Here is a 12,701-nt window from a genome sequence, read left to right on the forward strand (position 1 = left end):
TTCTGGTCCCGCTCCTACTTCGCCGGCTCGTGCGGCGGCGCACCGCTCAGCATCGTCCGCCAGTACATCGAAGGCCAGAAGCGGCCCACCTGACCCTCACCGAGGAGGCGCAGCGAACTCCGGCGCTGCGCGCCTCCGACCCGAGGACGCGTTTTCCCTCCCCGGCTGAAGCCGGGGATACCCACCCAAGATCAGGGATGGGGCTCTTGCTCATGCCGTCTCGTGGTGGACGGGGTCCAGGGCGGTGAGTTCTTCCTCCGACAGGCGCAGGGCGCCGACGGCGACGTTCTGGGCGAGGTGGCCGGGGTCGCCGGTGCCGGGGATGGCCAGGACGTGGGGGCCCTGGTGCAGTGTCCACGCGAGCCGGATCTGGGCGGGGCTCACGCCGTGGGCGCGGGCGATGGTGTGCACCTCCCGGCTGTGGTCGGTGGTCGCGCCGGCGGTGCGTCTGGTGCCGGCGATCGAGTAGAACGGCACGAACGCGATGCATTGTTCACCGCAGAGGTCCAGAAGCTCCTTCTGCTCGGGGGATGCGCCGATGCCGTACATGTTCTGGACGCAGACCACGGGTGCGATGGCCTGGGCCTCGGCGAGGTGGTGGGGGTGGACGTTGGACAGGCCCAGGTGACGGATGAGTCCGGCCTCACGCAGTTCGGCGAGTGCGCCGAAGCGTTCGGCGATGGAATCGGTGCCGACGATGCGCAGGTTCACCACGTCGAGGTGGTCGCGCCCGAGCTGGCGCAGGTTCTCCTCGACCTGGCCGCGCAGCTGCTCGGGGGTGGCGTGCGCCAGCCACTGGCCCGCAGGGTCGCGGCCCGGTCCGACCTTGGTGGTGATGACAAGGTCGGCCGGGTAGGGGGCCAGCGCCTGGTTGATCAGCTCGTTGGCCGATCGCAGCGGCGAGAAGTAGAAGGCGGCGGTGTCGATGTGGTTCACGCCGAGCTCGACTGCGCGGCGCAGCACACTGATCGCCTGGTCGCGGTCGCGTGGGACGGCATCGGGTGCGAACGCCTCGCCGTGCTGGGTGAGGCGCATCGCGCCGAAACCGATCCGGTTAACCGTGCGGTCGCCGAGCTTCCAGGTGCCCGATGCCGCCGCGGTGATCGTCTGTGAGGTCATAGCGGGATGATCTGCGCACGGTAGGCTGGCCCGCCATTGATTCATGCATGTCTGAATCCATCGAGGGGTGGTTGTCCTGGCAGAGCTGGCGTTCTCGGCGGGCGATCTGGCACAGGTGCGGTTCGCCGTCTCACCCATGTGGGAGGTCGCGCCCAGCTTCCGGCTGCTGAGGTCTGCCACCGCGCATCCGATCCACCGCCCCTGGGCCGACCAGGTACGCCCACGCATGATGGCCGCCGGGCTGGACCGGGGCTGGCTCTCTGAGCTGATCCCGCCCACCGGCTACGTCCCCGACTTCCTCAACCCGGCCCCCGCCGGACCGGCCCCCACCCCGGCGGCAGAGTGGGACGCGATCCTCCTCTCGCCCGCCGATCGGGTGCGCCAGGACCTCGACCACCTGGCCCGCCACCAGGGAGACCTCGGTCCCCGGCTGCGAGCCCTGCACAACCACCCGCAGAGCCTCCTGGCCAAAGTGACAGAAGAAATCGAAACGTACTGGGAACTGGCACTCGCCCCCTACTGGGCACGAATCCGGGCAGTGTTGGACACAGACATCTTCTACCGGGCCCGCCTGGCCGCCGAGCACGGCGCGGGCCACCTCCTCAACGACCTGCACACGTCCGTCAGCTGGGACGACAACACGCTGCGGATGGCCCGCCGTAAGCAGCCGATGACCCGCACGACGGCAGGTGCGGGACTACTCCTGATCCCTTCGGCCTTCACCGGACCGGGACTGCGCACCCGAACAACGCTGCCGGGTCCACCGCAACTCGCCTATCCGGCACGCGGCGTCGGCTCCCTATGGACGGCACGGCCCGTTACACGAGTCGACACCCTATCCGCCGTACTGGGCCGCTCGCGGGCTCTGCTCCTGACCGAGTTGGAGATCCCGGCCTCCACCACACAACTGGCCCACCGCACCGGGCTCTCCCCCGCCGGGGTATCGCAATGCCTCACCGCACTACGCAAAGCGGGCCTGGTCAGCGCCCACCGCGCCGGCCGCTCCGTCCTCTACGCCCGCACCACCGCAGCCGAAACCCTCCTCCAAGCCGCCTCCACCTGACCTCACGTCAACCCCCGAAGGACTTCCGGCGTCGACCACCAAGTCGCTGCACTGGCTGCGCCGGACGACCGCGGCGATGCTGCCCCGGATCGACCTGCCGGACCTGGAGCCGCGGGCCCTGCCCGCCGACCAGCGCGAGCACCGGGTGCTGGACGAGGACGTGGCCCGGCTCTCCCCGCTGCGGCGCGCCAACCTGAACGTGCTGGGCCGCTAGGGACCGGTGCGCCGGTCAGCACCACGGCCCGGCGTCGTCGCCGTGCTCACCGGCCTCCCGTCCGGTCTGTGCCTCAGCTGCCGCACGCGCAGCCGGTGGCGGCCTTCGCCTCGGCCGGGCTCTGGGCCGGGCCGAGGGCTTCCTCGTCCGGGGTGCAGCGGGCGGTGGTACCGCAGCAGGCCTCCGATGCGCTGTCGGCGTTCTTTTCTCCGCGGTGGTGAGGGTCCGCCCGTGATGGCGGCTGTGAAAATCGCTGTCCGATTGTCGGAACGCAGTGATAGAGATTCAGGGTGAGAACGACACTCGAGTTCCCCGCTCTGCTGCGACTGATCGACGAACGGTCGACTGCCTTCCGCGCCGCGGTCGCCTCCGCGCCCAGCCTCGACGTACAGGTGCCGACCTGCCCCGAGTGGACGCTGTTCGATCTGGCGCAGCACATCGGCGAGGGGCGCCGCGACTGGGCCGCCACCGTCGCCGCAGGGCCTGCTCCGGCCAAGTCCGCAGCGGAGGGCGCCCCGGCTGCGCCTCGGGAGCGTGAGGCCCTGCTGGCCTGGTTGGCGGAGTCCACGGAGCTACTGCTGGATGCATTGCGGAAGGCCGGCCCGGATCGCGGTTGCTGGTCGTGGTGGGAGACGTTGCAGTCGCCGCACACCTCCGGTGCCGTGGCTCGGCATCAGCTCCAGCAGATGGCGGTGCACACGTACGACGCCCAGATCACCGTAGGTGCCCCGCAGCCGCTGCCCGACGAGGTGGCGCTCGACGGTGTCGACGAGTTCCTGTCCACCTGCGTCGCAACGACAAGTGCCTGGCCGCACAAGCCCGCTGTCATCGACTTCCACGCCTCCGAGGGCCGCTCCTGGCGCCTCTCGCTCTCCGCCGACGGTGCACGGACTGCCCGCCTCCCCGGGCCCGGCACCATGCCGGCCACTGCTGCTGGCCAGGACCCGGACGCGGCCGCCGTCTTCCTCTCCGCTCGGGGCACGGCCGGCGAGCTGGTCCTCAGCCTGTACGACCGTATCCCGGTCGACTCCCTGAAGCTCGACGGCGACCGACGTGTCTTCGAGCAGCTCAGTGCCTGGGACCCGGATGAGTAGGACGTGACGATGCGCCACCTCGTACGCCCCGGGGCATGCCTCCCGCGAACGGCTGCAACCACGCCGTGGTGGCCTCGGGGCGGCGGGGGGAGCAGACCGTCACGGCTGCGAAGCGGCTGACCAAGGCGGCGGCTCACAAGCTGATCGGTGGGCCTGGTCGGCACCTGACGCCGTCAGTTCTCAGCGCCGTCCTCGTCGTCATCGAGTCCGGCCGCGTCCGGGTCGCGCAGCGGGCGCAGGGTGTGGCGCCGCGGCAGTGGTCGCGGTCGGCCGGAACCGTGGCTCGCTGGACTCGCTCGCGGCCATCGACCCGCGGGTGGTGCCCGCACCGCTCACCGGCGACCGTGCAGTCGACGGGCCGGCGATCAGGGCGGCAGCCGGACCGGTCGATGCGGTCGTGGACACACTCGGTGCGGTGCCCAGCCCGGAATCGACGATGGCCGGATTCGACGCGATTCGCCCGGACGGGGCCGGGTCCTCGTCGGCGGCGTACGGCACGATCTGCCCATTCCGTACGGCGACTTCATGCACCGTCGGCTGACGCTGCGGGGGTCGTGGATGTACCGCGACACGACCGTACTGGAGCTGTGGTCCATGGTCCGCAACGGCGTCATCGACCTCTCGGTGCTCGATGTCAGGGTCGTCGGGCTCGACGACCCCGCAGCGGCCCTCGCCGCGGCGTCCCGCTCACACGGACGGGAGATCGTCGTCCTCGTCCCCTGAGACGACGCGGGCTCGACAAAAAGGCAACCTGTCCAGCAGGAGTCAGGCGATGATGTCCTGTTATGAGACATGGGGGGCTCGGCCGAGGACAGCGGCATGTGGGGTGGATGTACCTGCTGTTGTCGGTGGCCGCATTGACGGCAGGGCTTGTTCTGGCCCAGTGCTTCGATCTCGGAGTGGCCCAAACCGCTGCGGCCGCGCTTCCCACCCTGGCGCCGGGCTACCTTGCATGGGCGGCTTTCCATGCCGATCGCCGCGAGGCCGAACCCGTGGACGTGGACAAGGTCCTGGAGCAGTTGGCGGTGGCGGTCAGGACCCAGTGGGACAACGAGGCGGCCGTGCGCCGGATCAACGACCCCTACCCGTTGCCGGTCGGCTGGGAAGCCGTCAGCGGCGACCTGGCCGAGGACTGGCCGCGGCTGACCGATCTGGCCCGCGCCTGGCCCGGCGGGCCCCCGGGGGACCCTGCCCTGTGGTCGACGGATGCCGCCGGGCTGGCGGGCCAGGATGCGGACATCGGGCAGGTGTTCTGCGAGCGGGTGCCCACCGAGCGCCTGGTGATCCTGGGCGAACCAGGCGCCGGCAAAAGCGTGCTGATGATGCGACTGCTGCAGGACCTCATCGCACGTCGCGCCGCCGGAGACCCGGTGCCGGTACTGTTCTCCCTCGTTTCCTGGGACCCTCACCAGCCGCTGAAAACATGGATGGCCGACCAGCTGCGCCGCACCCGTCCCGGCCTGGCCAAGGCGGCTCCGCTCTCGGTCGCCGTCACCGAAGCCACCGAGTCCGGGCCCACTGATCTGGCCTTGTACCTGCTCAACGCAGGCCGCGTCCTGCCCCTGCTCGACGGCTTCGACGAACTGCCACCTCCCCGGCACGCCGCCGCACTGGACAGGCTCAACCGCGCGCTCCCCGCATGGCAGTCCCTGGTCCTGACCAGCCGCACCGACCCCTATCGCACGGCCCTGAACCGGCCGGGCACCAGCGTCCGCCTCAACGGCGCCGCCGCCATCCAGCTCCTGCCTCTGAAGGCCGAGGACGCCGCTGACTACCTGCGACGCGATGCCGGCGGCGCACAAACCCCCGCGGGGGGACAAGGACGAGACGGTGGCCCGCGCTCTGGGGATCTCGGTGCGCACCGAGCGCCGCATGGTCGCCGACATCACTGCCCGTCTGGGGGCGCCCAGCCGCCTGGAACTGGGCGTGAAGGCGGCGAAGCTCGGTTGGGTGTGAGGGCCCGGGTCCGCGGACGGGCGGGGTAGCGTTGCAGGGGGCTGGGTGGCGCCGTACGGAGGTGCAGCTGTGATCGAGTTGTCCGAGATGATTGGCCAGTTGCGTGCCGAGCTGGCCAGGGCGATGGCCGACGGTGAGGGCGAGGACCTTCGATTCGCGCTGGGCCCGGTGGAGTTGGAGCTGTCCGTCAGCGTGCAACGGGATGCGACGGGGCACGGCAAGGTGAAATTCTGGGTCATGGAGCTGGGCGCGGACGCCAAGGTCGGCAGATACGACACGCAAACGGTCCGGCTGACGCTGGAGCCCCGCCGGGCCGCTGTGGACGGCGCCGCGCGGCCGGAGGTGTGGATCTCCGGCGTGAGCGACGTCAGGGAAGACTGATACGCCGATGGCGGATCTGCGGGCGGACCGTGCCGCCGAAGTGATCTCCACCCGTCCCGACGGAACGCGGCTGCGGGGCTCCGGCTATCTCGTGGCGACCGGCCTGGTGCTCACGGCCGCTCACGTGGTGAGGGAGGCGAAGACGGTCACCGTCCGCTTCAACCCGGACCGGGCGGACGAGTGGAGTGCGCCGGCCCGGGTGGGCTGGTTCGGCCCCGGCGTGACGGATGCCGCTCTGCTCACGCTCGGGCCCGGCTCGCCGCCGGAGTCCTCTCCCCCTCGGGTCGACCCGGTGCCCTTCGGGGCGCCGGGAGACGACAACGCCGTACTGACATGCAGCGCTGTGGGATTCCCGCGGTTCAAGATGCGTCAGCGGCCCGACGGATCGCGAGCGCGCGACGCCTGCCACGCGTGGGGACACGTGCCGGTGTTGTCCAACCGCCGCAGCAACACACTGGAGTTCAGGGTTCCGCCTCCCGAGCGTACGGCGGTGGGCTCGCCTTGGGAGGGCATGTCGGGCGCGGCCGTGTGGAGCGAAGGCCACGTCATCGGCATCGTCGTGGAACATCATCACCAGGAGGGAACCGGCACCCTCACGGTCAGCCGCGCCGACGGCTGGGCGGGTACGGCCGACGGCCCCGGCGACGAACTGCTGCGGCGTGCGGGGCTCGAGGCGCCTTTCGAGCGGGTCGGCCCCTCGTCCGGCGACGTCCGGATGACCGAGGGCTTCCGGGCCCAGGCCCGCTCCATCGCCCCACCGGAACTGCTCGGCCGCGAGCGGGAGGTGGAGGAAGTGCTGCGAGTGTGCGCGGGGCCGGGCGGCTACCAGTGGTGGCAGGCGCCCCCATGGCACGGCAAGACCGCGTTCAGCGCCTGGCTGGCCGCCCATCCACCCCCCGGCGTGGCGGTGGCCGCGTTCTTCGTCACGCGGCGGGACGCGAGCCAGTGCGACAGCGACGCCTTCGCTCAGGCCATGACCGTCCAACTGGCCGCCGTCGCCGGGGAGAGCACCGTGCACGGAACCGAGCCCGGCGTGCAGGTACGGGAGTGGCACCGGCTGCTGACGGCAGCCGCCCGTCGGCAGCGGCAGCGCGGGCCCCTGCTGGTGATCGTGGACGGTCTGGACGAGGACATGTCGCAGGCCGCCTCTCCTGCTCGGCCCAGCATCGCCTCGCTGTTGCCACGCCTCCTCCCGGAGGGGGTGACCGTCCTGGTCACCAGCCGTCCGGGGCCGGGACTGCCCGGCGATCTACCGGGCGATCACCCGTTGCGGGACTGCGAGCCGTACACACTCGCCGCCTCCGCGCACGCCACCCGGCTGCGGTACGAGGCAGAGTACGAACTTCGGGGGCTGCTCGCCGGTGACTCGGCCGAGCGGCAGGTGATCGGGCTGCTCGCCGCGGCAGGCGAGGGGCTCAGCCGCGAGGAGCTGTGTGCGCTGACCGGCATGCCGGCCGCCCGTCTCGACATGCTGACGGGCGGCAGCCTCGGCCGCAGTCTGGCCCGGCGCAGATTCCCCGTCTTCCGCGACGGCACCGCGGACGTCCGCACCGCGCTCGTCTTCGCGCACGACACCCTGCTCGCCACCGCCCTGAAACTGCTCGGGGACGAACTGCCCGCCTTCCGGGAGCGTCTTCACGGCTGGGCCGACATCATGTGGGAGCGCGGCTGGCCGCAGGACACTCCGCACTTCCTGCTCAGCGGGTACGGGCGTATGGCCCTGGCCTCGGCTGAACCGGGGCGCCTCGCGCGGGTGGCCGCCGACCCCGCACGGCACGACCGCATGGCGTCCCGGCTGCTCGGTGACGGCCCCGCGCTGGCGGAACTGCGAGCCGCCCGGGACACGGTCGCGCAGAACGGCACCGAGGACGGGCTGCGGGCCGCGGTGCTTCTGGCGGCGGCACACGATCGCCTGACCGCCCGCAACCGGGACGTGGACGACAGCGAGCCGGCGCTGCTGCGTGCCCGGCTGGGGCAGTCCGATCACGCGCAGGCGCTCGCCGAGGCGATGCCGGACGGCGGGGACAAGTGCTTCGCCCTCATCCGCCTGGCGGACTTCCTCGCAGAGACCGAGCCACGACGCGCGCTCTGCATGGCGAGGACCGCGGTGGCGCTCCTGCACGACGCGCCGCCGTCCTCGTACCGGTCGGCACCGGCCCTCGCCGCGGTCCGCGTGGGCGGCCTGCTGATGCGGTTGGGCAGCGGCGAAGGCGCACACGCCCTGCACACGGCGCTCTCGATGGTTGCGGCCGAACGTGCCGCCCGGCAGGGCGGGACCCAGGACGGCGAAGTCATCCGGTGGACCGACGAGGTGATCGTTTCGGCGGCCGAGTCCTTCGGCGCGGCCGCCGACCTGGACGGGGTGCGTGCCGTGTGGTCAGCCGGCGGCCACACGGGCGGGCGGCACGTGATCCTGACGCGCGCCCTCACCGCCCTCGCGCGCCACGGCCACCGCTCCGTCGCGGAGCGGCTGTCGGACGAGTCCCCGGAGGCGCCCGACTGGCCGGCCGCCTTACGTGCCGTGTGGCCCACCGCTCTCGCGGCGGCGGGCGCGGTCGAGGAAGCCTGGCACGCCGTGGAGGACGTGGATGATGTGCCGCCGGGAGACCGGGATGCGGTGCTCGTTGCGATGGGTGAGGCCTTCGGAGAGGCCGGGGAGTTCGCACAGGCCGTACGTGCCGCACGCACGGTCACCGGGCCTGAGACCCGTCGGCGGGCGCTGCTGGACCTGGTGGCGCGTGCGCCGAACGCTCGGCAGGGGCTGCGTCTGATCGAGGAGGCGTGCCCTCACGGCCACAACAATGCCGCGCCCCCGGCCGACTGGCCGTGCGCAGGGGCATGCGCAGCGCTGCGCGTACGGGCGCTGGGCACCCTGGACCGCTGGGACGAGGCGCTCGCCGTGGCCGCTCTGCCGCATCCCGCCGCATTCCGTCAGGAGGTACGCCGTCAGGCCCTCACCGCGCTGGCCCTGCACGGCCGCTGGCAGCAGGCGCAGGAACTGCTGGCACGCTACCGGGCCGAGGAGGAGCCGGAGCACTGGGTCCGGGCTGCGGTCTCCCTGATGTACACGGGATTCCACGCCGGTCAGCCGGAGGCAGCGCGGCTTGCGGAGGACCTGCTGGCCATGCCACCGGGCCCGTTGAGCACGCGGGAACAGTCGCGGCTGGAGTCGCTGGCGACCGACGTACTCGCCCGAGCCGGTCACTGGCAGGCGCTGGCCACCCACTATTCCGCCTCCTCGGAACCGCTGCGGCGGCTGTCACTGGACCATGGCAGCGCCGCCGCCTTGGCCCAGGCGATCGCCGAGGAACCGGACAGGCGGTACGAGCGGGTGGCGGAGGCGCTGGAAGCGCTCTGCCCCGTCTTCGGCTCCGACGCCTGGCGCGCGGCCCTGGCCCCGGCATGTGCCCGGCAGGGGATCTGGCGTCTGGCGGCCTCGATGGCCAGAGGCATCGCGGACCCCCTGTCCCGGCGGACGGCGCTGACCCGGGTGGCCGCCGCCCTCGCCGAGCGGGAACCACGGCACGCCGCCGCCCTGGCGGACGAGGCCGAGCGCACCCTGGTCACGCAGCTCGGCGCCTACGGGCCCGCCGCCGACAGGGAGCGGACCCTGATCGGCTTCGCCGAGGCCCTCGTCTGCAGTCGGCCGCAAGACGCGGTACGAGCCGCCCGCGCGGCCTCGGCCCTCTCCGGCAGCGAGGACACGCGGGGACGCCGCGCGGTGGTGCTGGCCCGCGCCGGCGACGAGGACGCGGCGGTGGCCGCGCTGCAGGAGGTCGGCGACCGCCGGTGGCGGTGCCGGACACGGGTGGCCCTGGTCGCCGCCGCGGTCACGTCCGGGCGACAGGACCAGGCCCGACGCCTCGCGACGGATGCGCTTCGCTCTCCGGACACGGCCGCGGTCCCCGAGTGCGTCGCCCTGATCGCGGCGGCCGGTTTCCACGGCTCCGACGCGGCCGACGAGCTACGGCGAGAGGCCGTACGGTGGGCCGCCTCGACGGCGCTCGGTGTGGAGGACAGGGTCGAGTGCCTCTTGGGAGTGCTGCGTCACTGCCCGGCCCAGGACGGCACGACCGTTTCGGCGGCGGTCCGCGGCCTGTCCGACGCTCTCGCGTTGGGGCTGACGCCCGGCCGTGTGCTCCCGCTCGCCGCGAGTGCCGCCGTGGCCCTGGAGGCCCTCGACCGGGAGGCCGCCGCCCGCTTCGCCACGAGGGCACTGGAGGCAGCGGCAGCCCTCGACCCCGTGACGCCCGGCGAGGCCCCGGCATCCGCCGTCGCCGGGGCCACCGCCGTGTTGTGCCGCGTCGGCGATCTGTCGAGTGCGCTCAGGGCGCCCGGGTCCCGGGTCCCGGACGGCCGGGGCGACGTCCTGCCGGTGCTGCTCGCCGGAGCGGCCGCCGGAGCCGTCTCCGCCGCCCCCGACTGGGCGGCGGCTCAAGCCGATGAGGCGGCCGACCTGTTGAGGGAGTACCGAGGCCGACTGGGATCCCATCCAGCCCTGGAACCACGGGAGTTCGTCCTCACCGAGCCCGTGCTCGACTGCCTGACCACGACCGCCAGAGCCCTCGCGGCTCTGGACGACCGGCCTGCCGCCGGAACCCTGTTGCAGCACGTGCGCCTGCCCTGGCAGCAGGACCTCGCCTGGGCACGGCTCGCGCAGACCCTGGCCGACGAAGCCGGCCGGGACGAAGCCGACCATGTGGTCCGGGAGGCCGCCGACTGGGCTCTGCGCCAGGCGTTGGCGGGCGACCGGTGGACCGCGGTGCTCCCCCTGGTGGCAGCCGACCACCCCGACGCCGTTGCCGAGGCCTGCGCCCTGACGCTCGGCATCGTCGCCGATCGGCCGACGCCGGACCCGAGCCGCCGCGGGCCGGCGGGCGTTCACCCGGTGGGGCCGTCCTGCTGATCCAGCAGCGTGCCGTCGGGGCCGTAGACGAAGATGTGCACTCTCCAGCCGGATTGCTGCGCCCGCACGGCCAGCGTCGCGGAGCTCACGGTGTCGTCGTAGGCAAGCAGCCCCGTCGAGCGCTGACCGCTGTAGCCCGTGTTGGTTCCACCCTGCTCCCCATTCGCGTACGGGTAGTACGTGGACCACTTGATGACGCACTCCTGGCCCCGCAGCCCGGAGATGTCCGTGTCCACCTCGATGTCCGCGTAAGCCGCGTTCCCGGAGTCCGCGCCGCGATACACGATGCGGGTGATGTCCGCGGACACGCTCGGCGTCGACGGGACGGCGCTGTCGGACTCCTGCGTGTCGTCGGACATCGTCTCGGTCACCGTGGACGTCGGAGTCGGACCCGGCGAGTCCGAGCCGCAACCGTGCAGTTGGTAGAACAGTCCGGTGAGGACGGACACCAGGGCGGGAGCCACGACATAGCGCCACGTTCCGTCGCCGTGGGAGCCCGCGCTGCTGGGCTGACCGCTCTGCTGTGCCCCGTCCGTCATCAGTACCCCCGTTTGATGACACATCAGCTGCCGTGGTTCCAGACTAGCCGAGATGCATCGGAGGATTCGGGGGTGTGCGCGGCACTTCACCGCATGGTCCCGGACGAACTCGGCTGCTTCACCGATGCGGGGCGGGCCCGACCGCCGAGGTCCACGGCGATGAACCTGGCTGACCCACCCTGACGTCAGACAACCACCCGGACTGAGCCGGCGGTGTGCTGTCGACTTGCCGTGCCGAAGCGCCGTGACAGCACACCGCCGGGCCTGGGGGATCAGAACTGCTCGACGAAGTACGGCTCGACAGTCATCCAGCCGTTGCCCGAAGCACCGTTCAGCCGACCCGAGGAGTTCTTGGACAGCGTGTACCAGGACTCCACGTAGTCGGGGTCGTCGGTGAACCAGGAGTCGGGCATCGCGCTCAGCACCGCGTTCACCAACGGGGTGTAGGCACCCTGGTCGGTGATGGTGAGCAGGGCCGTGGTGAGCGCCTGGGCCAGCGCCTTGTAGTTGGTGCCGTCGTCGTCCTCCATCATGACGACATCGGCGAGGTTGTACTTGTAGTTCGACCAGTTGACCAGGATCTGGTTCGGGTAGTAGACGGTGTTGTCGTAGTCCAGATACGGCATGTCGACCGAGTCGACGCGCGCCTTGCCGTCCAGCCCGAAACCGGTCACCAGGGAGAACATCTCGGCTCCGCCCTTGAACCAGGGTTCCTCGTCGTCCTTCACCTCGACGGCCGTGACCTTCGTGGCCCACCAGCCCGCCGCGGCGGAGGCGCTCGCGCGCTTGGCCGGTTGCGCGTTGAGCCCCTTGTCGGCGAGCTCCTTCCGCAGCACGGCCAGTCCGGCCCGGTGGGCCTTGGAGACGTCGATGTCCAGGATGTAGAGGGGGCGCTCGGGTACCCGGGTGACGTCCACGGCATGACTACGGCCCTGGCTGTCGTAGGCCGTGATGGTCTTGGCGTGGTCGTCGGCCGCCGCGACGGCGATCCACGGGGTGGCGTCGGCGCTCAGGTGGGCGCGCATGGAGGGCGCACCCGGGCGTATACGCAACAGCGACCCGGTGGACGTGGGAAGGCCCTTGAGGGCTGCGATGCGCCGGTCCGCGGCGGAGACCGAGGCCTGCAGCTGCCGCCCCGCCGCGCCGGAGGCCCTGCCGGCCAGCGCTTGCAGGTCCGACTCCGGCGTGGCGAGCGCGGCCGCGCGCACCTGCGCCCTCCACTCCGGATTCACGAGTGAGGAGGACAGCGACCGCGCGACCTCCTCCTCGACATCGTGGACGGGGGACTGCCGGACGGCGGTGGCCTGCTGCCCTGCAGTGTTCGCGGTCGCCGCGGCGACCGCGGGCTGGGCCGCGCCGACGACGACGGAAAGCATCGCGCCGATCAGGGCGCTGCGCCTCTTTCTTGCTCTGCTCACCGTGCTCCTCC

General features: G+C 72.0%; 12 protein-coding genes. 9 read left to right on the top strand and 3 right to left on the bottom strand.

All coding sequences use genetic code 11. The annotated features are described in order from the left end of the window. A partial coding sequence (locus tag LZ604_RS30760) for a transposase (RefSeq protein WP_234515494.1) occupies window positions 1-93 on the top strand: 93 nt, incomplete at its 5' end. Between the two features lie 117 nt (window positions 94-210). On the opposite strand, the gene LZ604_RS30765 is transcribed toward LZ604_RS30760, so the two are convergent. Then, entirely contained in the window at window positions 211-1,119 is a 909-nt protein-coding gene (locus LZ604_RS30765; protein ID WP_234519146.1) for an oxidoreductase, read from the bottom strand. A 67-nt stretch (window positions 1,120-1,186) separates the two neighbouring features. On the opposite strand from LZ604_RS30765, the gene LZ604_RS30770 reads away from it, so the two are divergent. From LZ604_RS30770 to LZ604_RS30805, 8 genes are all read left to right on the top strand, one after another. Next, window positions 1,187-2,182 (top strand): ArsR/SmtB family transcription factor, encoded by a 996-nt coding sequence (locus LZ604_RS30770; RefSeq protein WP_234519147.1) that lies wholly within the window; start codon window positions 1,187-1,189, stop codon window positions 2,180-2,182. Window positions 2,183-2,258: 76 nt separating this feature from the next. Then, window positions 2,259-2,396: a hypothetical protein gene (locus tag LZ604_RS30775; protein ID WP_234519149.1), complete on the top strand. Its 138-nt coding sequence runs from the start codon at window positions 2,259-2,261 to the stop codon at window positions 2,394-2,396. Between the two features lie 290 nt (window positions 2,397-2,686). Beyond that, the gene (locus LZ604_RS30780; RefSeq protein ID WP_234519151.1) at window positions 2,687-3,490 is read left to right on the top strand and encodes a maleylpyruvate isomerase N-terminal domain-containing protein; all 804 of its coding nucleotides are present in this window, start codon (window positions 2,687-2,689) and stop codon (window positions 3,488-3,490) included. 256 nt (window positions 3,491-3,746) lie between these two features. Then, entirely contained in the window at window positions 3,747-4,031 is a 285-nt protein-coding gene (locus LZ604_RS30785) for a hypothetical protein (protein ID WP_234519152.1), read from the top strand. Beyond that, the gene (locus LZ604_RS30790) at window positions 4,016-4,213 is read left to right on the top strand and encodes a hypothetical protein (protein ID WP_234519154.1); all 198 of its coding nucleotides are present in this window, start codon (window positions 4,016-4,018) and stop codon (window positions 4,211-4,213) included. The genes LZ604_RS30785 and LZ604_RS30790 overlap by 16 nt, the downstream gene beginning before the upstream one ends. A gap of 107 nt (window positions 4,214-4,320) precedes the next feature. Further along, complete coding sequence (locus tag LZ604_RS30795) at window positions 4,321-5,475, top strand: NACHT domain-containing protein (RefSeq protein WP_234519156.1); 1,155 nt, start codon at window positions 4,321-4,323, stop codon at window positions 5,473-5,475. A 40-nt stretch (window positions 5,476-5,515) separates the two neighbouring features. Beyond that, the gene (locus LZ604_RS30800; protein ID WP_234519157.1) at window positions 5,516-5,827 is read left to right on the top strand and encodes a trypco2 family protein; all 312 of its coding nucleotides are present in this window, start codon (window positions 5,516-5,518) and stop codon (window positions 5,825-5,827) included. A gap of 7 nt (window positions 5,828-5,834) precedes the next feature. Then, the gene (locus LZ604_RS30805) at window positions 5,835-10,733 is read left to right on the top strand and encodes a trypsin-like peptidase domain-containing protein (RefSeq protein WP_234519159.1); all 4,899 of its coding nucleotides are present in this window, start codon (window positions 5,835-5,837) and stop codon (window positions 10,731-10,733) included. Here the strand turns inward: LZ604_RS30805 and LZ604_RS30810 are convergent. After that, a complete protein-coding gene (locus tag LZ604_RS30810) occupies window positions 10,709-11,272 on the bottom strand; it encodes a hypothetical protein (protein WP_234519161.1) in 564 nt (187 codons plus the stop codon). The genes LZ604_RS30805 and LZ604_RS30810 overlap by 25 nt on opposite strands. Window positions 11,273-11,544: 272 nt before the next feature. Beyond that, entirely contained in the window at window positions 11,545-12,690 is a 1,146-nt protein-coding gene (locus LZ604_RS30815) for a DUF3103 family protein (RefSeq protein ID WP_234519162.1), read from the bottom strand. Window positions 12,691-12,701 lie beyond the last annotated feature (11 nt).

Origin of the sequence: Streptomyces glomeratus, from assembly GCF_021462825.1 — a bacterium.
In the GTDB taxonomy this organism is placed as follows: domain Bacteria; phylum Actinomycetota; class Actinomycetes; order Streptomycetales; family Streptomycetaceae; genus Streptomyces; species Streptomyces glomeratus.